Raw genomic sequence first — 20082 nt, forward strand, 5'->3', positions numbered from 1 at the left:
CGAGGAGGAACCATGCCCGACCTGCCCCGCTTCACCGCCGCGGCCGTCCAGGCCGCCCCCGTCTACCTGGACCCGGCCGCCACCGTCGACAAGGCCGTCGCCCTCATCCACGAGGCGGCCGGCCACGGCGCCGCCCTGGTGGTCTTCCCCGAGGTCTTCGTCCCCGGCTACCCGTACTGGAACTGGACGATGAACCCGGTGCAGGGCTCGCCCTGGTACGAGCGCCTCTACCGCGCCGCCGTCGACGTCCCCGGCCCGTACGTGGACACGCTGCGCGCCGCCGCCCGGCAGGCCGGTGTGGTGCTGGTGATCGGCGTCAACGAACGCGGCCGGCACAGCCTCGGGGTGCTCTACAACACCCTGCTGATCATCGGCGCGGACGGCGAACTCCTCGATGTGCACCGCAAGTTGGTGCCGACCTGGGCCGAGAAGCTGACCTGGACGCCCGGCGACGGCAGCTCCCTGCGGGTGCACCGCACGGCCGTCGGCCCGCTCGGCGCGCTGGCCTGCGGCGAGAACACCAACACCCTGGCCCGCTTCACGCTGCTGGCCCAGGGCGAACTCGTCCACGCCGCCAGCTACATCGCCCTGCCGGTGGCCCCCGAGGACTACGACATGGCGGAGGCGATCGCGCTGCGCGCCGCCGCGCACTGCTTCGAGGGCAAGCTGTTCACCGTGGTCTCCTGCTCCACCATCTCGCCCGAGATGGTGGACCTGATCGCCGGTGACGACCACCAGGTGCGCAAGCAACTCGCCCGCCCGCGCAGCGCGTTGTCCGGCGTCTTCGGCCCCGACGGGCGCCCGGTGGGCGAGCCGCTGGTGGACGAGGAGGGCATCGTCTACGCCGAGATCGACCTCGGCCGGTGCATCCAGCCCAAGCAGATGCACGACATCGTCGGCCACTACAACCGCTTCGACGTCTTCCGGCTGCACGTGGACAACCGCCCGCTGCGGCCGCTGGTGTTCCCGGAGGAGCAGGCATGACCAGCCACGACGGCACGACCGACCGCCACGGCACCACCGACCCCCACGGCGCCACCGACCAGGGGCGCACGGCCGGCCACGACGACGACCAGCTCGGCCGCGCCAGAGTCACCGACAGCCCCGAACTCACCGCCTACTACGAGGAACTGGCCGAACACGAGGCCGGCGCCCTGTGGACGGTGGCGAACGAGATCGAGCCCTGGTACCCGCAGCCCAAGTCGGTGCCGGTGCTCTGGCGCTACGCCGACCTGCGCCCGCTGGTCCGCAAGGCGCTGCCGCTGGTCAAGGCCGACGACGCCGGCCGCCGGGTGGTGATGCTGGTCAACCCCGGGCGCCGCGAACTGAGCGCCGCCGTCGGCCTGCTGTACACCGGCCTCCAGATCATGGGCCCCGGCGAGGCGATGACCGCGCACCGCCACCAGGCCGCCGCCCTGCGCTTCGTCCACGAGGGCACCGGCGCCTGGACGGTCGTGGACGGCCAGAAGCTCAAGGTCGGCCCGCGCGACTTCGCCATCACGCCCAACAACTCCTGGCACGAGCACGGAAACGAGTCCGACGACGCCCCGGTGATCTGGCAGGACGGCCTGGACATCCCGCTGGTCAACATGCTCGACGCGAACTTCTACGAGGTCCACCCGGAGCTCTACCAGCGGCCCGGCACGGTGGTGAACTCCTCGCTGCTCAGCTACAGCGGCAACCTGCTCCCGTACGGCGTCGAGACCTGGAGCAGGCCCTACTCCCCCCTGCTCGGCTGGCCCTGGGAGCCCAGCTACCACGCGCTGCGCCAACTCGCCCGCGCCACCGGGGGATCGCCGTACGACGGCGTCATCATGGAATACACCAACCCGGTCACCGGCGGCCCGGTGATGCCGACCATGGCCGCCCACCTGCAACTGCTGCGCCCCGGCCAGGCCACCCGCGCCCACCGCCACACCGGCTCGGTGGTCTACACGGCGGCCAAGGGGCGGGGCGTCTCGGTGATCGCCGGGCGGCGCTTCGAGTGGCAGCAGGGCGACGTCTTCGTCGTCCCGTCCTGGGCCTGGCACGAGCACGCGAACCTCGACCCCGGCGAGGACGCCTGCCTGTTCTCCTTCAACGACTTCCCGGTGATGCACTCGCTCGGCCTCTACCGCGAGGAGGCATACCCGGAGCACGACGGCCACCAGGGCCCGGCCTGACCCGCAGGACACACCCCGGCCCACCACCGCCCGGCACCCCCAAGGAGCCCCGACCATGCACCTGTTGACCTACTGCGCGGACGGCGACGAGACCCCGCGCCTCGGCGCCCGGCTCGGCGACCAGGTCGCCGACCTGACCGCCCTCGCCACCGCCGCCGGTGCCCGACTGCCCGACGGCCTGCTCGGCCTGGTCCGGGCCGGCGAGGCCGCGCTGACCACCGCCCGCACGCTGCTGGCCCACGTCGGGCCCGGCCACCCCGCCGTCCGCCCGCTCGCCGAGGTGTCGCTGCGCGCGCCCCTGCGGCCCGGCAAGATCGTCGGCGTCGGCCTCAACTACGTGGAGCACGTCGCCGAATCGCACCGCACCCTGGACACCGAACGCGAACTGCCCGACCGGCCCGTGCTGTTCAGCAAGCCCGCGACCGCCGTCACCGGCCCGGGCCAGCCCATCCGGCACAACGCCGACCTGACCAAGCAGCTCGACTGGGAGTGCGAACTCGCCGTGGTGATCGGCGAACCGGCCTTCCGGGTGGCCGAGCAGGACGCCTGGCGGCACGTCTTCGGCTACAGCATCGTCAACGACGTCAGCGCCCGCGACCAGCGCCGCTCCGGGCAGTGGTTCTTCTCCAAAGGGCAGGACAGCTACGCGCCGTTCGGCCCGGTCGTGGTCACCGCCGACGAGATCCCCGACCCGCAGGACCTCGACCTCTCGCTCAGGGTCAACGGCGAGCTGCGGCAGGACTCCAACACCCGCCACATGCTGTTCGGCATCGCCCGCCTGATCGCCGACATCTCCTCCGGCGTCACCCTCGAACCGGGCGACGTGATCGCCACCGGCTCCCCGTCCGGCGTCGGCGCCGGCCTGGTGCCGCCGCAGTTCCTCCAGCCCGGCGACCTGGTCGAGGCCACCATCGAACGGATCGGCACCCTCGCCAACCCGGTGGTCGACGCCCGCTGAGCGGAGCACCCCACCCCGGCCAGCTCCCGAGAGGAGCCCCAGCACCCCATGACCACCTACCGGATCGGCCAGATCGTCCCCAGCTCCAACGTCACCATGGAGACCGAGGTCCCCGCCCTGCTGCGGGCCCGCGAGGCGGTCGCGCCCGAGCGGTTCACCTTCCACTCCAGCCGGATGCGGATGACCAGGGTCACCCCCGAGCAACTGCGCGCCATGGACGCCGAGTCCGACCGCTGCGCGGCCGAACTCTCCGACGCCCGGGTCGACGTGCTCGGCTACGCCTGCCTGGTCGCCGTGATGGCCACCGGCCCCGGCTACCACCGCGAGGCCGAACAGCGCCTGCACCGGCGCACCGCCGAGAACGGCGCCCCCGCCCCCGTGGTCACCAGCGCGGGCGCCCTGGTGACCGGCCTGCACACGCTCGGCGCCAAGAAGGTCGCCCTCGTCACCCCGTACCTGCGGCCGCTGGCCCGGACCGTGGTCGACTACCTGGCCCACGAGGGCATCGAGGTGCTCGACTACGCGGCCTTGGAGATCCCCGACAACCTCGACGTGGCCGCCCACGACCCGGCGCGGCTCCCCGCCATCGCCCGGCGTCTCGCCCACGCCGAGGCCGACGCGGTGGTGCTCTCGGCCTGCGTGCAGCTGCCCTCGCTGTCCGCCGTCGAGGAGGCCGAGCAGCAGCTCGGCAAGCCGGTCGTCTCGGCGGCGATCTGCACCACCCACCAACTGCTGCGCGCCCTCGGCCTGCCGGCCGTCGCCCCCGGCGCCGGACACCTGCTCTCCGGCGCCTACGCCCACGCCTGACGCGGAGCTCCCACCGCTATGATCACCACGAGCTGCCGGGGAGGAGGCGCACCATGTCGGAGAGCACGACCCGGCCCAGCTCCCTCATCCACACCGTGTACGGCGAGTTCGTGCGCCGCCTCGGCGGCTGGATCTCGATCGCCGACCTGATCGCGCTGATGGCCGAACTCGACGTCGACGGCCCGGCGGTGCGCTCGGCCATCTCCCGGCTGAAGAAGGCCGGCACCCTGTTCCAGGAGCGCCGCGACGGCACCGGCTACCGGCTCGCCCCGGCGATGGGCCCGGTCTTCGAGGAGGGCGACCGCCGGATCTTCCACAGTCTGGAGCCCGCCGAACTCGCCGACGGCTGGGTGGTCGCGGTCTTCTCGGTGCCCGAGTCCGAACGCGCCCACCGCCACCAGCTGCGCTCCCGGCTGAGCTGGCTCGGCTTCGGCAACGCCGCCCCCGGCGTCTGGCTGGCGCCCGCCCGGCTGCTGCCGGACGCCCGGCGGCTGCTGGAGCGCCTCGGGCTGAGCGCCTACGTGCACCTGTTCCTGTCCGCCGAGTACGCGGGCTTCGCCGAACTGCGCACCGCGGTGGCCGGCTGGTGGGACTTCCCGGCGATCGAGGCGCAGTACGCGGCCTTCGACGACGCCTGGCGCCCGGTCGCCGCCGAACTGCGCGGCCGGCCGCGGGTCGACCCGGTCGAGGCGTTCCGCGACTACGTCCCGATGCTCACCCAGTGGCGCCGGCTGCCCTACCTGGACCCGGGCCTGCCCGAGCCGCTGCTGCCCGCCGACTGGAACGCCGTCGCCGCGCGGGCCGTCTTCACCGAGCTGCACGCGCTGCTCGCCGAGCCCAGCCTGCGGCACGTCGAGAAGGTCACCGGCCTGCCGGCCGGCGCCCCACCCCACCAGGAGCCGCGATGACCGACCCCGCCCCCGCCGATCTCCTCGTCCGCGCCGCCGCCGTCCACACCCTCGTCCCCGGTCGGCCGCCGCAGCGGGCGATCGCCGTCACCGGGGCACGGATCACCGCCCTGTCCGCCGACCCGCACGGCCTGGACGACCTGATCGGACCGGCCACCGAGGTCCTGGACGCCCCCGCCGCCACGGTGCTGCCCGCCTTCGACGACACCCACACCCACCTGATCCTGGCCGGCCACAGCGTCCACGGCGTCCCCGTCCACCGGGCCCGCGACCTCGCCGCCTTCCTCGGCCTGATCCGCGAACGCGCCGCCCGGACCCCGCCCGGCCAGTGGATCCACACCACCGTCAACTGGCAGGAGGTGCTGCTCGCCGAGCAGCGGCTGCCCACCACCGCGGAACTGGACGAGGCCACCTCCGACCACCCCGTCCTGGTCCGCCGCGGCGCCTACAACATGGTGCTCAACTCGGCCGCGCTGCGCCTCGCCGGCATCACCGACGACACCCCCGACCCGCCCGGCGGCCTGCTCGAACGCGACGACCGGGGGCGGCTCACCGGACGGCTGGTCAACAAGGCGGTCGAACTGGTCGAGCGGGTGCTGCCGCGCCCCGCGCTCGCCGAACGGGTGGCCGGCCTGCGCGCCGCCTCCGCCGACTACGCCGCCACCGGCATCGGCACCGTCCGCGACTGCCTCGTCCCGGTCGAGGACCTCGACGTGCTGCTCGCGGCCCGGGCGGCCGGCGCGCTCGCCGTCCGGGTCCGGGCGCTGGTCTCCGGCTTCGCCGCCCGCACCCCCGAACAGGTCGACGAGCTGCTGGACCGGATGGACGCCTGGCGCGCCGCCGGCGAGGACGACGACCTGCTGCGGCTGTGGGGGGTGAAGTTCGGCATCGACGGCGGCTTCGAGGCCGGCGCGCTGGAGGAGCCGTACCAGGACCGGCCCTGCTACCACGGCCGGCTGCTCTGGGAGCCCAAGGAGCTGGTCGCGGCCGTCGACCGGGTGGTCGGGCGCTGCTGGCGGGTCGGCGTGCACGCCTGGGGCGACCGCGGCCTGCGCACCCTGCTGGACGTCTTCGAGGAGGTGCTCGGCCGGCGCCCCGGCCTGCCGCCCGGCACGCTGGTGGTCGAGCACGGCGGGCTGGCCCGGGCCGACCAGCGGGCCCGGGCGATCGCGCTCGGCATCCCCGTCACCGTGCAGCACCCGCTGCTGCACGACGGCGCGCTCGCCCAGCAGCGGGCCTGGGGCGAGGAGCGCACCGCCGGGATCTTCCCGCTGCGCGAATGGCTCGACGAGGGCGCGCTGCTGGCCGCCGGCTCGGACTTCCCGGTCGGCCCGTACGGCGCGATGGTGTCGGTGTGGGGCATGACGACCCGCCGGACCACCGCCGGGGTGGTCGGGCCCGAGCACGCCGTCGACCGGGCCGAGGCGGTCGCGCTGCACACCGTCCACGCGGCCCGGCTGATGGGCGAGAGCGCCGAACGCGGCAGCCTGCGGCCGGGGACGCTGGCCGATCTGACGGTGTGGCCGGTCGATCCGCTGAGCTGCCCGGTCGACGTGCTGCGCGAGCTGCGGCCCGAGCGCACGGTCGTCGGCGGGTGGACCGTCCACCCCGCTCCCGCGTAACGGTCCACCACCACCGCGCACCGGGTCCGGCAGCACGAGCTGGACCCGGTGGTGGATCGCCATGGCGGCAGGGCAGTGCCCGGGGCGTGGCACCACCCTGCCGCCGAAACGTTCGACCGCCGCGGCCGTCAGCCCCCGACGTAGGCCGCGAGGTGCTCGCCGGTGAGGGTGGAGCGGGCGGCGATCAGGTCGGCGGGCGTGCCCTCGAAGACGATCCGGCCACCGTCGTGGCCGGCGCCCGGGCCGAGGTCGATGATCCAGTCGGCGTGCGCCATCACCGCCTGGTGGTGCTCGATGACGATGACCGACTTGCCGGAGTCCACCAGCCGGTCGAGCAGCCCGAGCAACTGCTCGACGTCGGCGAGGTGCAGGCCGGTGGTCGGCTCGTCGAGGACGTAGACGCCGCCCTTCTCGGCCATGTGGGTGGCCAGCTTGAGCCGCTGCCGCTCGCCGCCGGACAGCGTGGTGAGCGGCTGGCCGAGGCTGAGGTAGCCGAGCCCGACGTCGGCGAGGTTGGCGAGGATGCGGTGCGCGGCCGGGATGCGCGCCTCGCCGGTGCCGAAGAACTCCTCGGCCTCGGTCACCGGCATCGCGAGCACCTCGCTGATGTCGCGGCCGCCGAGGTGGTACTCCAGCACCGAGGCGTCGTAACGCTTGCCCTCGCACTCCTCGCAGGTGCTGGCCACGCCGGCCATCATCGCCAGGTCGGTGAAGACCACCCCGGCGCCGTTGCAGTTGGGGCAGGCGCCTTCGGAGTTGGCGCTGAACAGGGCCGGTTTGACGCCGTTGGCCTTCGCGAAGGCCTTGCGGATCGGCTCCAGCAGCCCGGTGTACGTCGCCGGGTTGCTGCGCCGGGAGCCGCGGATGGCGCCCTGGTCGACGGACACCACGCCCGCGCCCCCCGGAATGGAGCCGTGCACCAGCGAGCTCTTCCCGGAGCCGGCGACGCCGGTGATCACGGTCAGCACCCCGAGCGGGATGTCGACGTCGACGTCGCGCAGGTTGTTCGCCGTCGCGCCGCGGATCTCCAGGGTGCCGTTCGGCTCGCGCACCGCCTTGCGGACGGCGGCCCGGTCGTCGAAGTGGCGGCCGGTGACGGTGCCGCTGGACCGCAGCCCCTCGACGGTGCCCTCGAAGCAGACCGAGCCGCCCGCCGTCCCGGCGCCGGGACCGAGGTCGACGACGTGGTCGGCGATCGCGATGGTCTCCGGCTTGTGCTCCACGACCAGCACCGTGTTGCCCTTGTCCCGCAGCCGCAGCAGGAGTTCGTTCATCCGCTGGATGTCGTGCGGGTGCAGGCCGGTGGTGGGCTCGTCGAAGACGTACGTGACGTCGGTGAGCGCCGAGCCGAGGTGCCGGATCATCTTGACCCGCTGCGCCTCGCCGCCGGACAGCGTGCCGGAGGGCCGGTCGAGCGAGAGGTAGCCCAGCCCGATCTCCACGAACGAGTCGAGGGTGTGCCGCAGAGTCCCGAGCAGCGGCGCCACGGCCGGCTCGTCGAGGTCGCGGACCCAGGCGGCCAGGTCGCTGATCTGCATCGCGCAGGCGTCGGCGATGCTGGTCCCGCCGATCAGCGACGACCGGGCCGCCTCGCTGAGCCGGGTGCCCCCGCAGTCGGGGCAGGCGGTGAAGGTGACCGCCCGGTCGACGAACGCCCGGATGTGCGGCTGCAGCGCGTCCCGGTCCTTGGTGAGCATCGACTTCTGGATCTTCGGGATCAGCCCCTCGTAGGTGAGGTTGACCCCGTTGACCTTGACCTTGGTCGGCTCGCGGTGGAGGAAGTCCTGCATCTCCTTCTTGGTGTACTTGCGGATCGGCTTGTCCGGGTCGAGGAAGCCCGAGTTCGCGTAGATCCCCACCGTCCACCAGCTGTCGGTCTTCCAGCCGGGGATGGTGATCGCGCCCTCGGAGATCGACTTGGTGTCGTCGAAGAGCTGGGTGAGGTCGATGTCGGACACGCTGCCGCGGCCCTCGCAGCGCGGGCACATGCCGCCGGTGATGCTGAAGCTGCGCCGCTCCTTGACGGTCTTCCCGCCGCGTTCGACGGTGACGGCGCCCGCCCCGCTGATCGAGGGGACGTTGAAGGAGAACGCCTTGGGCGAGCCGATGTGCGGCTGCCCGAGCCGGCTGAAGAGGATCCGCAGCATCGCGTTGGCGTCGGTGGCGGTGCCGACCGTGGAGCGGGGGTCGGCGCCCATCCGCTGCTGGTCGACGATGATCGCGGTGGTCAGCCCCTCCAGCACGTCGACCTCGGGCCGCGCCTGGGTCGGCATGAAGCCCTGGACGAAGGCGCTGTAGGTCTCGTTGATCAGCCGCTGCGACTCGGCGGCGATCGTGTCGAACACCAGGGAGCTCTTGCCGGAGCCGGAGACGCCGGTGAACACCGTCAGCCGCCGCTTCGGGAGCTCGACGCTGACGTCCTTGAGGTTGTTCTCGCGCGCGCCGTGCACGCGGATCAGGTCGTGACTGTCGGCACCGGGTGCCGCCGGCGGCTGCGCGGCCGTCCTCGTGGGCTTGCTCATCGTCTTCCCCATCTGTGCGGCGGAGCCGCCGTCGCGGTGGATGATCGCCGGCCGCCGCACCCGGGAGGGGAGCCCCGTCCACCGGTGCCGGCCAGGCATGGCGGAAGCCTAACCGCCGCCCCGGAGACGACCAGGCCGGTGGGCCCGCGGATCGGCGTCCGGTACCGGCCGCACGGCGTGGCACGACCGCCGGGGCGGCCGGACGGGGGAAACCCGCCCGACCGCCCCGGCCGGCGTCAGTCCTTCACCGCGCCGGCCGACGTCAGTCCTTCACCGCGCCCGCCAGCCCGGACACCAGCTTGCGCTGGACCGCGATGAAGAAGATCAGCACCGGCACCGTCATCAGCGTCGACGCCGCCATGATGCCGCCCCAGTCGTTCTCGTCCGGCTTGAAGAAGACCAGCAGCGCGGACGGCAGGGTCTGGTTCTGGGTGGCGCTGATGATGAAGGTCTTCGCGAAGACGAAGTCGTTCCACGCGGCGATGAAGGAGAACACGCTGGTCGCGGCGAGGCCCGGCGCCACCAGCGGCAGCAGGATCCGCCACAGGATGCGCGTGCGGCTGGCGCCGTCGATCTGCGCGGCCTCCTCGATCGACACCGGGACGGCCGCGACGAAGCCGCGCATCATCCAGATGCCGAACGGCAGCGAGAACGCCAACTGCACCAGGATCAGCGAGGCGAGGGTGTTCAGCCCGATGCCCGGCGCGAACCGGCCGGCGTCACGGAACATGAAGAACAGCGGGATGGTGAGCGCCTCGACCGGGATCATCTGGGCGATCAGGAACATCACCATGATGGTGGTGCGGAACCTGAACCGGAACCTGGTCACGGCCACCGCCGCCAGGAACACCACGACGGCCGAGAGCACCACCACCGACACCGCGATCACCAGGCTGTTCACGAAGTACCGGCCGAAGCCGTCCACGCTGAGCACCTGGCGGAAGCTCTCCAGCGTGGGGTGGGCCGTCCACGGCTTCGGATCCAGCGACCGCACCTCGCCCTTGGGCTTGAACGCGGACAGCACCATCCAGAAGATCGGGAAGGCGGTGACCACGGCCAGCACGATCGCGCCGGTGTTGGCGGCGAGCCGCCAACGACCGCGGGTGCTACGGGTGTTACGGCTCCGGGTATTGCGGCTCCGGGTGGTGCCGGTTCCGCCGGTGCCGGTCCGGGAGTCCCGGACGGGGTTCAGGGCGCTCACAGTTCGTTCCCCGTCCGTCGCAGGGTGCGGATGTAGAGGACCGTCGGGATCACCAGGATCAGCAGCATGATCACGCCGATCGCCGCGCCGAGCCCGTACTGCGAGGAGGCGAACGCCTTCTGGTACGCGTACACGTTGAGCACCAGGTTCTGGCCGGCGATGCCGCCGCCCTCGGTCATCACGTAGATCTGGGTGAAGACCTTGAAGTCCCAGATCACCGACTGGATCACCACGATGGTCAGGATCGGCCGCAGCATCGGCGCGGTGATCCGGCGGAAGGTCGTCCAGGTGTTGGCGCCGTCCAGGGCGGCGGCCTCCATGATCTCCTCCGGGATCGCCCGGATCCCCGCGTAGAGGGTGACCATCACGAAGGGGAAGGAGTGCCACACCACGACGGCGCCGACGATCAGGAACGCCGTCCACTTGTCGTAGAACCAGTTGAACTCGTGGAAGCCGGTGAGCCCGAGCTTCACCAGCGTGTGGTTGACCAGGCCGAGGTTGGTGTCGAACAGGAAGCTCCACACCGTCGAACCGGTCATCGCCGGCGCCGCCCAGGCCGCCATCGCGGCGGTGGTCAGCACCAGCCTGGGCCACCGCCCGACCTTGGTCAGCAGGACGGCGAGGGTCGCGCCGACGGCCAGGGTGGCGACCACGCAGAACGCGGCGAAGCCGACCGTCTGCAGCAGCACCGACCAGAACTGGCCGTCGCTCAGGATCTTCGAGTAGTTGCCGAAGCCGACGAAGGAGGTCGGGGCGCCCCCCGAGGCCTGGGCCTGCCCGAAGTCCAGCACGGACAGCAGGCCCAGCTGGTAGATCGGGTAGGCGACCAGCGGGATCAGGATGACCGCGGCCGGCAGGAGCAGCAGCAGCGGGGGCCGGCGGCGCCGGCCGCCCGAGGGTGCGGCCGGCGCCGTGCCCCCACGGCGCCCGCGCGGGGAAGGCGGCGCCGTCGGGGCGGTCGTGGTGGATGCGGACACGTGCGGGACCTGCTCTCTTCCGCGGACCAGGAGGTCGGTGCGGGACCAGGAGGTGGTACGGGACCAGAGGTTGGGGGTGGGTGGGCAGCCGCCGTCAGTGCGCGGCGAAGGCCGAGGTGATCTGGTTCGCGGCGTCGCCCGAGGCCTTCGCCACGTCCGCCTTGCCGGTGACCACCTGCTGCAGCATGGTCGGGATCACCGCCTGGGCGTCGATCTGCGCCCACGCCTGGTCGAGCGGGACGAACCTGGTGCCGGCCGCGATGGTGTCGGTGAACGGCTTCAGGAAGGCGTCCTTGGCGGCGACCTTGCCGCTGACGGACTTGAGCGTCGGCAGGTTGCCCATCGCGTCGTACATCTGCTCCTGGTACGCCGGGCCCGCCAGCAGTTCGGCGAATTCGAGGGCGAGCGTGCGGTGCTTGGCCGCCTTCATCACGCCGAGGTTGTTGCCGCCCGCGAACGCCGGGGCGATCGAGCCGGCCTTCTCCCCGGGCAGCGGCACCACGCCGTACTTGCCCTTCACCGGGCCCCCGTCGACCTTGCTGCGGCTGGAGTTGGGCAGGATCGCCATCGCCGACTTGCCGGCCGCGAACAGGTCGACGGTCTTGCCGCCGGTGAGGTCGGCGCACTGCTGGGCGGGGCAGCCGTCGGCGCCGAAGAGATCGGTGTAGCGCTTGATCCCGGCCTGCGCGGCGGGCGAGTTGATGGCCGCCTTGTACGCGGAGCCGTCCTTGGCGGCGATGTCGCCGCCCGCGTCCCAGACGAACGGCAGCGCCCCGAAGGTGTACTTGCCGCCGACGGCGATGCCGAAGGTGTCGGGGTGCGCTGCGTGGATCTTCTGGGTGGCGGTGACCAGTTCGGCGTACGAGGTCGGCGGGGTCAGCCCGGCCTCGGTGAACAGGTCGCTGCGGTAGTAGAGCGCGCGCACGGCGACCCACCAGGGCAGGCCGTACGTCTTGCCGTCCACCACGGCGGTCTTGACGATCGCCGGGTCGAGGTCGCCCTTGTCCTGCCACTTGTCGAGGTCGGCGCCGATCTCGGCGAGGCCGCCGGCCGCGACGTAGCCGGGGAGGTCGGTGTTGCCGAACTCGACCAGGTCCGGGGCGCTGCCCGGGTCGTTGAAGGCGCCCTTCATCTTGGCCGCGCGGGCGGAGGCGTCGGTGTCGATGTAGCTGACCTTGACGGTGACGCCCTGGTGGGAGGCCTGGAACTCGCTCACCGCCTTGCCGACCACGGCCTCCTTGGCCGCGTTGCCCGCCTCGTTGTACAGCCAGACCTGGAGGGTGCCGGTCCGGTCGTCGGCGGCCTTGTCGCCGGCCGGCGCGGCGGTGCCCGGCGCGCAGGCGGTCGCGGCGAGGCAGCTGGCGGCGAGCACGGCGGCCGCGGCAGTCCGTCTGATGAGTCGCATGGGTGGAGAACCTCCCCTCCCGACAGTTGCCGCCGAGACGTGCGCCGCTGGGGACGGGTACGTCGAAGCAGGCCCTGACCGGGGCCGATGGTGGGTGTGGGTGGAGGACGGCCCGGACGCGTTGGGGGGCGTCCCGGGCAGGCCGGTACGGGGGTGCGGCAAGGCGGACCGTTCGGGTGGGGCGGCGTCGCCTGCTCGATGGCAGGGACGTTAAGCGCGGGCGATCGGCGCCAACAAGAGGGGGTTCGGGAAGTTTTGCACTGCACAACGTTGTGTCGAAGAAGCGGCGCTGCGGACGCGAACGGGTACCTTCTGACAACCGCCGCCGTCGAGCGGGGGAACACCGGCAGAACGCGGCATCAGCACACGGCAGCAGTGCACGGCAGTAGCACTCGACAGCGGAACGAGACAGGGGACGGACCACCCATGACGGAGACGGGGCCCGACGCGGAGACCGAGCGGCCCGCGGGCACGGCGGCCGACAGACCCACCGGCGCGGCGGCCGAACGGCCCTCGGGCGCGGCCGCCGGGCGCAAACCCGCGACCGAACGCAACCAGTCGTCCTCGCTGCGCCGCGCGCTCGCCGTCCTCGGCCACGTCCGCGACCACAGCGACGGGCGCGGCGTCCCGCTCGCCCAGCTCGCCGAAGCGCTCGGCCTCAACAAGAGCACCGTGCTGCGGCTCGCGGGCCCGCTGCTCGACGAGCACCTCCTCGACCGCGACCGCGAGACCGGCTGGTTCCGGCTCGGCCACGGCTCACTGCGCCTCGGCCAGGCCTACCTCTCCACCCTCGACCTGCGCAGCGTCGCCGCCGAACACCTGCGCCGGCTCCAGCGCGAGGCCGGCGAGACCGTCCACCTGACCGTCTGGCAGGCCCCCGGAATCGTCTACCTGGACAAGGTCGAGGACGAGACCAACGTCCGCATGGCCTCCCGCGTCGGCAGCCGGGCCCCCGCCTACTGCACCGCCACCGGAAAGGCCATCCTCGCCTGGCTGCCCGACGAGGCCGTCACCGAGGTCGTCGCCGCGGGCCTGCGCCCGGTCACCGCCTGGACCATCTCCGACGAGACCCGGCTGCGCGCCGACCTCGCCCGGATCCGCGCCCGCGGCTACTCCATCGACGACCGCGAGAACGAACCCGAGGTCCGCTGCGTCGCCGCACCGATCTTCGACCACGCCGGCGAGGTCACCGCCGCCCTGTCGGTCTCCGGCCTGACCTCCCGCATGACCGCCGCCCGCGTCCGCGCCCTCGGCCCCGTCGTCGCCCAGGCCGGACTGCGGATCTCCCGCGAACTCGGCTCCGACCGCCAGCCGTCCTGAATCCCCGGCGGAACTCGCCCGCCTCACCAAGTCCTGACCGCGCACCGAAACAGCCCGAAAAAGCGGATGAGGCCCGGCGCCTTTTGAAAGGCACCGGACCTCATCCGACTATTGGAGCGCCAGGCCCGGGTCGCACGGACTCTTCCTACTGAAAGTAGGACGTGCTCTGGTAGCACCACTGACGCCTGACGAGGAATCATCTCCCTCGCGACACCCAGAACAATACCAGCCCCACACCCACACACCGAACCCCGGCCAACCCCCACCCCAAAAGCAAACAAGGCCCGGCACCTTTTGAAAGGCACCGGACCTCATCCGACTATTGGAGCGCCAGGCCCGGGTCGCACGGACTCTTCCTACTGAAAGTAGGACGTGCTCTGGTAGCACCACTGACGCCTGACGAGGAATCATCTCCCTCGCGACACCCAGAACAATACCAGCCCCACACCCACACACCGAACCCCGGCCAACCCCCACCCCAAAAGCAAACAAGGCCCGGCACCTTTTGAAAGGCACCGGACCTCATCCGACTATTGGAGCGCCAGGCCCGGATCGCACGGACTCTTCCTACTGAAAGTAGGACGTGCTCTGGTAGCACCACTGACGCCTAACGAGGAATCATCTCCCTCGCGACACCCAGAACAATACCAGCCCCACACCCACACACCGAACCCCCGCCAACCCCACCCCAAAAGCAAACAAGGCCCGGCACCCTTTGAAAGGCACCGGACCTCATCCGACAATTGGAGCGCCAGGCCCGGATCGCACGGACTCTTCCTACTGAAAGTAGGACGTGCTCTGGTAGCACCACTGACGCCTGACGAGGAATCATCTCCCTCGCGACGAGAAGTACAGTACCAGCTCCGTGATCAGGCACCGAACCGGAGGCGAACCCCGCATGACGAGCGCTCAACCCGAGGCCATCCCGTACGCCGACGGGCGGCTGATGGACGTGCACCGCCCGCCCGCCGGCACCGTCGGGCCCGCGCCCGTCGTACTGCTGTGGCACGGCCGGGGCCCTGACGAGCGCGACGTGCTGCGGCCGCTCGCCCGGGAGGCCGCCGGGCTCGGCCTGCTGGTGCTCGTCCCGGACTGGCGCTCCGACCTGCCGGACGGCGGCCGCGCCGAACTGCTCGCCTCGCTCGCCCACGCCCGCCGCATCGCCGCCGCGTACGGCGGGGACCCGGACCGCCTGGTCCTGGCCGGCTGGTCACTGGGCGGCCGGGAGGCCATAGCCGTGGCCACTCACCCGGACACCCCCGCCGAGCAGCGTCCCATCGCCGCCGTCGGCATCGCCTCCAGCTACGCCCGCCCGGCGATCACCACCGGGGACGCCCCCCTCGACCTGCTGGCCGAGCAGCCCTCCCCCGTCCCGCTCTGGCTGGTCCACGGCACGGAGGACGGGGTGCTGGACATCGAGCACACCCGGCAACTGAGCGCTGCTCTGACAAAGCAGATGTCGGCGGTACGGGTTCTCGAACCCGCCACCGACCACGCGGGCGTCGTCATGACCGTGTACGACGCCGGCGCCGACCGCTGCCTCCCCACCACCGCCGAAGCCGTGCTGCGCGCCGGCCGCCGGACCGCCGCCGTCCTCGCCGAGGCGGCCGGTCTGTCGCAGGTGGGCGGGCTGTCGTAGGCGGCCGGGCTGTCGTAGGTGGGCGGCGCCGCGGGCGGGCGCGGCCTACCGCCCCCCGACGAGGGAGCGCAGGCCGTGGCCGCGTTCCATGGCCTCCAGGTCGCGCTGCAGCGGCGGCCGGGGGACGGCCAGGACGGGGCAGCTCGCGTGCCGGACGCAGTAGGCGGCGACGGAGGGGCGCAGCGCGCGGGAGAGGCAGCCGCGGCTGCTGCCGGCGCCGAGGACGATCAGGTCGTCGGGGTGGTCGGCGAAGCGGACCAGGGTGTGTCCGGTGTCGCCGCGGACGGCCTGGCAACGCAGCCGGACTCCGGCGTAGCGGCCGGCGAAGGCCTCGTCGAGGGCTTGCCGGAGCCGGGCGACGGCGGCGTCGCGGCCTGCGGTGATGGCGGCCGGGCAGGGTGTGCGGCGGTAGCCGATCTCTTCGCCGGGTGAGGTCCAGCAGAGGAGGGCGAGGACCTCGGCGTCGGTGCGGTGGGCTTCGGCGACGGCGTGGTGGAGGGCGGCGAGGCTGCCGAGCGAGCCGCTGACGCCGACGACGATCCGGCCCGCGCGGTCGGCCCGCTCCGCTGCCTCGTCCGCGCCGGATATCTCGCTGTCCGCCATGGTTCGCCCCGCCTCTCGGTCCGTACCGCCGTGCCGTGCTGTCGTCCTCCAGCAAAGCGGGCCGGCACCGCACCTCCGGCGCCCGTTGACACGCCTCTGACGCGCGCGCGGGCGTTCCGTACGTGTCCCTGATGCTCCGGGGCCGCTACGGCGTGGAGCAGCTCGCCTACGCCCCGGGTGGTTCGGCTTCCCAGAGGTCGGCGAACATCCGGTCGAGGTGTTCCTCGCCGATCGGGGGTTCGCGCCGCTCGGTGCCATGTCCCGCCCCTGGCAATCCCGGGGGCGGGCGGTCGGGCGGTCGGGCGGGCGGACGGTCGGACGGTCGGACGGTCGGACGGTCGGACGGTCGGACGGTCGGACGGTCGGACGGTCGGACGGCGGTCAACTACCCTACGGAGGCGTTGATTCCGCACGGGGTCCGCGGCGGCCCGCGAGGGACCGCGGTGAGTCGAGGGGGCGGCCATGGCCGAAGTGGTGGAGTTGCGGTACTACCCGGTGAAGGGGTGTGCCGGGGTCGAGGTGGCGCGCGCGGAGCTGACTCCGGCGGGGCTGGCCCACGACCGGGCGTTCATGGTGGTGGACGAGGACGGGGTGTTCCGTTCCCAGCGCCGGGACCGCCTCCTGGCCACGGTCCGCCCGACGGTCGGGGAGGACGGCCGCCGGCTGACCCTCGACGCCCCGGGCGTGGAGCCGGTGACCGTCGCCGTGGACACCGAGGGCCCGCGCCGGGCGGTGCAGCTGTTCGGCGCCCCGTTCTTCGGGATCGACCAGGGCGAGGAGGTGGCCGGCTGGCTGTCCGGGGTGCTGGGTGTCCGCAGCCGGCTGGTCCGGGTGCCGCCGGAGCACGACCGGGTGTCCGACGGGCTGGTACCGGGCACGTCCGGCTACGCCGACAGCTGCGCGGTGCACCTGCTGTCCCGTGCGTCGCTGGAGCGCTTCAACGCGCTGAGCGGCGGACTCCCCATGTCGGTGGACCGGTTCCGCCCGAACCTGGTGGTGGACGGCTGGGACGAGCCGCACACCGAGGACCTGACCCGCCGGATCACCGTGGGCGGCGCCGAGTTGGCCTACGCCAAGCTCGCGATCCGCTGCTCGGTGACGCTGGTCGACCAGTCGACGGGCGCCAAGGCCGGTCCGGAGCCGCTGCGGACGCTGGCCGGCTACCGCCGGGCGGCGGGCGGCGGGGTCGCGTTCGGCAGCAAGTTCGCGGTGCTGCGGCCCGGCACGCTGCGGGTCGGGGACGAGCTGGTGGTGGACGTCTGGGGGCCGTCCGAGCTCTGAGGCCGGTCGCGGCGGGCCGCCGGGGCGGGGGCCGCCCCTGGCGTTCCTGCGGGCCCAGCGATCTTGCGGGGCCCGGTGTTCCTGCGGGCCCGGTGTTCCTGCGGCCCCGGCGGAGACGTGCGCCGGGGCCGGGAGGGGCGTGGGGCGCGTGTCAGCAGCCCTGGTCGATCAGCGAGAACGTGACGTAGTGGTCACCGGTGTAGTAGTCCTCCTGGGTCGCCTGGCCGGTGATGATCCGGCGGGTGCCGCGGGTCGGGGCACCGGGCGTGATGACGGTGTACTCGTGGTAGTAGCCGTAGGACTGGCCGGGCAGGACGTGCTCCCTGTTCTGGAACACGACGCCGTCCTGGGAGTACGGGAACGGCCCGTCGGTGGCGATCAGGTTGAGGGTGTCGGTCGCCTCGGGCGGGAGGGTGGACAGACACACCGTGCCGCTCACGTCGGCGTGCGCCTCGGTGGCGACGGCGACGGGCGCGAGGGTCATCAGGGCGACGGCGGTGACGGCGGCAGCGCGGGTCTTCCACGCGCGTAGAGTGCGGGTCATGTCCACCAGTGTGACCAGCCACCGACAACTCCGGAAGCCCTGCGACAAACTATTAACCGACGGGTAACTCACGTGCCTGACCAGCGACTTGAGCTGTATCCCGACCCCGGCCCGAGCCCCGCCGGCGCCGTCCACGAACCGCCCGGACACCCCATGGGTCGACCGCCGTCGAACTAGCGACCTGGCCGCTGTCGGCCTCCTCACAGCTTCCTCACGTTCGCTCCCCGCTCCAGTCGCGCCGCATAGAGTGACGGATCATGTCGGGCCGGAACGACCGCTGACGGGGTGGGCATGAACACGGGGACAACGGGCACGGACACGGGAACGGGCGCGGGCGCGGGAGCGCACCCGAGCCCGAGTGCGGGAACGGGCACGGGCACGGGCGCGCCGCTGACCGCGCGGCAGCTGATCGGACTGCTGGTCGACCCGGGCGCCTTCCAGGGCTGGGACGAGCCGCCGACCGACCCGCCCGCAGGCCCGCCCGCCGACCCCGGCTACCGCGCCTCGCTCGACCGGGCCCGCGCACGCACCGGTCTCGACGAGGCCGTCCTCACCGGTGCCGGCCTGGTCGGCGGGCGACCGGTGGCGCTGGTCGCCTCCGAGTTCGGCTTCCTCGGCGGCTCGATCGGCGTCGCCACCGCCGAGCGGATCACCCGCGCCGTCGAGCGCGCCACCGCCGAGCGGCTGCCGCTGCTCGCCCTGCCCGTCTCCGGCGGGACGCGCATGCAGGAGGGGTCGGCGGCCTTCCTGTGCATGCTGCGGATCACCGCCGCCGTCCAGGCGCACCGCGCGGCCGGTCTCCCCTATCTCACCTATCTACGGAACCCGACCATGGGCGGGGTCCTCGCCTCCTGGGGCACGCTCGGCCAGCTGGTGTTCGCCGAGCCGGGCGCCCGGCTCGGCTTCCTCGGCCCGCGCGTGTACGAGGAGCTGCGCGGCGTGGAACTGCCCCCGGACGTGCAGCGGGCGGAGACGCTCGCCGGGCGCGGTCTGGTGGACGCCGTCGTGCCACCGCAGGACCTGCGCGAGCTGGTCCGCCGCACGCTCGCCGTCCTCGCCACCGCCGCGCCCGCCCCGGGCAGCGCCGACGCCGGCGGCACCGGCGCCCCCGGCCCCGGCCCCGACCACACCCCCGACAAGACCGCCGACGAGACCGCCGAACACCCCGACGCCTGGGATTCCGTGCGCCGCACCCGTCGCCCCGACCGCCCGGGCACCCGCGAGCTGCTGCGCCACACCGCCGAGGAACTGGTGCTGCTGGACGCCCCCGGCGGGCGGGACGGCGCGCTGGTCCGCGCCCTCGCCGTCCTCGGGGGCCGGCCGGTGCTGGTGGTCGGCCAGCAGCGGCAGACCCCGGAGCACGAGCGCCCGTTCACCGCCGCCGACCTGCGGGCCGTCCGGCGCACCGCGCGGGTCGCGGAGCAGCTGGGGCTGCCACTGGTCACGGTCGTGGACACGGCCGGGGCCGAACTGTCCGCGCAGGCCGAGCTGGACGGGATCGCGGTCGAGATCGCGCACTGCCTAACCACCCTGCTGGCGCTGCGCACGCCCGTCCTGGCGGTGCTGCTCGGCCAGGGCTCGGGCGGCGGCGCGCTGGCGCTGCTCCCGGCCGACCGGGTGCTCGCCGCCGGGCACGCCTGGCTGGCGCCACTGCCGCCGGAGGGCGCGTCCGCGATCGTCCACCGGGACGGCGGGCACGCCGCCGAGCTGGCCCGCTCCCAGGGCATCGGCGCGGGCCACCTGGCGGAGGTGGGGCTGGTGGACGAGGTGGTCGAGGAGCGGCCGGACGCGGCGGACGAGCCGGAGGCGTTCTGCGCGCGGCTCGGACGGGCGGTCGGCGCCGCGCTCGGCGGGCTGGCGGCGCTGCCTGAGCCGGACCGCCTCGCGGCGCGGGCCCTGCGTCACCGCCGCCTCGGCGACCTCCGCTGAACGTCGGCGACCGCCGCTGAACCCCCGGTGGGGGCCGTCGATCTCCGCCGCAGCCCGACGGTCTCCCCCGGGCCCCAGCGGGTGTGGCGCCGGTCTCAACGGGGCCGAGATCGTCTGTACCCAACGTGCCGGCCGCAGACCGGCGGGTGACGGCCGCAGCGGCCCAAACGGTGAGTGCGCTCACACCGGAATGCGGTCCACGAC

16 protein-coding genes and 1 tRNA gene are annotated in these 20082 nt (G+C 73.1%); 11 read left to right on the forward strand and 6 right to left on the reverse strand.

The window, feature by feature from the left end:
• Positions 1 to 12 precede the first annotated feature (12 nt).
• From AB0R04_RS14250 to AB0R04_RS14275, 6 genes are read left to right on the forward strand one after another with little or no spacing between them, the layout of a single operon-like run.
• Positions 13 to 984 (forward strand): carbon-nitrogen hydrolase family protein, encoded by a 972-nt coding sequence (locus AB0R04_RS14250; RefSeq protein ID WP_350879099.1) that lies wholly within the window; start codon positions 13 to 15, stop codon positions 982 to 984.
• The gene (locus tag AB0R04_RS14255) at positions 981 to 2162 is read left to right on the forward strand and encodes a cupin domain-containing protein (RefSeq protein WP_363370996.1); all 1182 of its coding nucleotides are present in this window, start codon (positions 981 to 983) and stop codon (positions 2160 to 2162) included. Before AB0R04_RS14250 ends, AB0R04_RS14255 begins: the two co-directional genes overlap by 4 nt.
• Before the next feature lie 55 nt (positions 2163 to 2217).
• Positions 2218 to 3120, forward strand: a complete 903-nt coding sequence (locus tag AB0R04_RS14260) for a fumarylacetoacetate hydrolase family protein (RefSeq protein ID WP_363370999.1) — start codon at positions 2218 to 2220, stop codon at positions 3118 to 3120.
• A gap of 48 nt (positions 3121 to 3168) precedes the next feature.
• Positions 3169 to 3927, forward strand: coding sequence for an Asp/Glu racemase (locus AB0R04_RS14265; RefSeq protein WP_363371001.1), 759 nt, complete (start codon positions 3169 to 3171; stop codon positions 3925 to 3927).
• A 53-nt stretch (positions 3928 to 3980) separates the two neighbouring features.
• Positions 3981 to 4835, forward strand: coding sequence for a PaaX family transcriptional regulator C-terminal domain-containing protein (locus AB0R04_RS14270; RefSeq protein WP_350879095.1), 855 nt, complete (start codon positions 3981 to 3983; stop codon positions 4833 to 4835).
• Positions 4832 to 6457, forward strand: a complete 1626-nt coding sequence (locus AB0R04_RS14275) for an amidohydrolase (protein WP_363371002.1) — start codon at positions 4832 to 4834, stop codon at positions 6455 to 6457. The genes AB0R04_RS14270 and AB0R04_RS14275 overlap by 4 nt, the downstream gene beginning before the upstream one ends.
• Before the next feature lie 128 nt (positions 6458 to 6585).
• Here the strand turns inward: AB0R04_RS14275 and AB0R04_RS14280 are convergent, their stop codons facing one another.
• From AB0R04_RS14280 to AB0R04_RS14295, 4 genes are all read right to left on the reverse strand, one after another.
• Positions 6586 to 8979, reverse strand: a complete 2394-nt coding sequence (locus AB0R04_RS14280; protein WP_363371080.1) for an excinuclease ABC subunit UvrA — start codon at positions 8977 to 8979, stop codon at positions 6586 to 6588.
• Positions 8980 to 9241: 262 nt separating this feature from the next.
• Complete coding sequence (locus AB0R04_RS14285) at positions 9242 to 10045, reverse strand: carbohydrate ABC transporter permease (RefSeq protein WP_063351601.1); 804 nt, start codon at positions 10043 to 10045, stop codon at positions 9242 to 9244.
• Between the two features lie 131 nt (positions 10046 to 10176).
• Positions 10177 to 11157, reverse strand: coding sequence for a sugar ABC transporter permease (locus AB0R04_RS14290; RefSeq protein ID WP_063350256.1), 981 nt, complete (start codon positions 11155 to 11157; stop codon positions 10177 to 10179).
• 94 nt (positions 11158 to 11251) lie between these two features.
• Entirely contained in the window at positions 11252 to 12562 is a 1311-nt protein-coding gene (locus AB0R04_RS14295) for an extracellular solute-binding protein (RefSeq protein WP_363371004.1), read from the reverse strand.
• A 426-nt stretch (positions 12563 to 12988) separates the two neighbouring features.
• Between AB0R04_RS14295 and AB0R04_RS14300 the strand changes: the two genes are divergently transcribed.
• The 3 genes from AB0R04_RS14300 to AB0R04_RS14310 all read left to right on the forward strand — a co-directional run bounded on the left by AB0R04_RS14300 (position 12989) and on the right by AB0R04_RS14310 (position 15521).
• Positions 12989 to 13882 (forward strand): IclR family transcriptional regulator, encoded by an 894-nt coding sequence (locus tag AB0R04_RS14300; protein WP_079136066.1) that lies wholly within the window; start codon positions 12989 to 12991, stop codon positions 13880 to 13882.
• A gap of 1418 nt (positions 13883 to 15300) precedes the next feature.
• Positions 15301 to 15376: transfer RNA gene (locus AB0R04_RS14305), tRNA-Val, on the forward strand.
• A 13-nt stretch (positions 15377 to 15389) separates the two neighbouring features.
• On the forward strand, positions 15390 to 15521 hold the full coding sequence (locus AB0R04_RS14310) for a hypothetical protein (RefSeq protein ID WP_363371006.1): 132 nt from the start codon (positions 15390 to 15392) through the stop codon (positions 15519 to 15521).
• A 45-nt stretch (positions 15522 to 15566) separates the two neighbouring features.
• On the opposite strand, the gene AB0R04_RS14315 is transcribed toward AB0R04_RS14310, so the two are convergent.
• Positions 15567 to 16124, reverse strand: coding sequence for a universal stress protein (locus AB0R04_RS14315; protein WP_363371007.1), 558 nt, complete (start codon positions 16122 to 16124; stop codon positions 15567 to 15569).
• 462 nt (positions 16125 to 16586) lie between these two features.
• On the opposite strand from AB0R04_RS14315, the gene AB0R04_RS14320 reads away from it, so the two are divergent.
• Positions 16587 to 17405, forward strand: coding sequence for an MOSC N-terminal beta barrel domain-containing protein (locus AB0R04_RS14320; protein ID WP_363371009.1), 819 nt, complete (start codon positions 16587 to 16589; stop codon positions 17403 to 17405).
• Positions 17406 to 17556: 151 nt separating this feature from the next.
• Here the strand turns inward: AB0R04_RS14320 and AB0R04_RS14325 are convergent, their stop codons facing one another.
• Complete coding sequence (locus AB0R04_RS14325; RefSeq protein WP_244293725.1) at positions 17557 to 17889, reverse strand: ribonuclease; 333 nt, start codon at positions 17887 to 17889, stop codon at positions 17557 to 17559.
• Positions 17890 to 18240: 351 nt separating this feature from the next.
• On the opposite strand from AB0R04_RS14325, the gene AB0R04_RS14330 reads away from it, so the two are divergent.
• Entirely contained in the window at positions 18241 to 19878 is a 1638-nt protein-coding gene (locus AB0R04_RS14330) for a carboxyl transferase domain-containing protein (protein ID WP_363371010.1), read from the forward strand.
• The last annotated feature ends 204 nt before the right edge of the window (positions 19879 to 20082 follow it).

It is taken from the genome of Kitasatospora sp. NPDC056731 (assembly GCF_040687675.1).
Classification (GTDB): domain Bacteria; phylum Actinomycetota; class Actinomycetes; order Streptomycetales; family Streptomycetaceae; genus Kitasatospora.

Excerpts from the sequence above, each read along its gene's own strand:
- AB0R04_RS14255 (WP_363370996.1), top strand. The coding sequence starts at position 981 with ATGACCAGCCACGACGGCACGACCGACCGCCACGGCACCACCGACCCC.
- AB0R04_RS14310 (WP_363371006.1), top strand. The coding sequence starts at position 15,390 with ATGACCGTGTACGACGCCGGCGCCGACCGCTGCCTCCCCACCACCGCC.
- AB0R04_RS14265 (WP_363371001.1), top strand. The coding sequence starts at position 3,169 with ATGACCACCTACCGGATCGGCCAGATCGTCCCCAGCTCCAACGTCACC.
- AB0R04_RS14330 (WP_363371010.1), top strand. The coding sequence starts at position 18,241 with ATGAACACGGGGACAACGGGCACGGACACGGGAACGGGCGCGGGCGCG.
- AB0R04_RS14325 (WP_244293725.1), bottom strand. The coding sequence starts at position 17,889 with ATGACCCTCGCGCCCGTCGCCGTCGCCACCGAGGCGCACGCCGACGTG.
- AB0R04_RS14270 (WP_350879095.1), top strand. The coding sequence starts at position 3,981 with ATGTCGGAGAGCACGACCCGGCCCAGCTCCCTCATCCACACCGTGTAC.
- AB0R04_RS14275 (WP_363371002.1), top strand. The coding sequence starts at position 4,832 with ATGACCGACCCCGCCCCCGCCGATCTCCTCGTCCGCGCCGCCGCCGTC.
- AB0R04_RS14250 (WP_350879099.1), top strand. The coding sequence starts at position 13 with ATGCCCGACCTGCCCCGCTTCACCGCCGCGGCCGTCCAGGCCGCCCCC.
- AB0R04_RS14300 (WP_079136066.1), top strand. The coding sequence starts at position 12,989 with ATGACGGAGACGGGGCCCGACGCGGAGACCGAGCGGCCCGCGGGCACG.
- AB0R04_RS14280 (WP_363371080.1), bottom strand. The coding sequence starts at position 8,979 with ATGAGCAAGCCCACGAGGACGGCCGCGCAGCCGCCGGCGGCACCCGGT.
- AB0R04_RS14315 (WP_363371007.1), bottom strand. The coding sequence starts at position 16,124 with ATGGCGGACAGCGAGATATCCGGCGCGGACGAGGCAGCGGAGCGGGCC.
- AB0R04_RS14295 (WP_363371004.1), bottom strand. The coding sequence starts at position 12,562 with ATGCGACTCATCAGACGGACTGCCGCGGCCGCCGTGCTCGCCGCCAGC.
- AB0R04_RS14320 (WP_363371009.1), top strand. The coding sequence starts at position 16,587 with ATGGCCGAAGTGGTGGAGTTGCGGTACTACCCGGTGAAGGGGTGTGCC.
- AB0R04_RS14260 (WP_363370999.1), top strand. The coding sequence starts at position 2,218 with ATGCACCTGTTGACCTACTGCGCGGACGGCGACGAGACCCCGCGCCTC.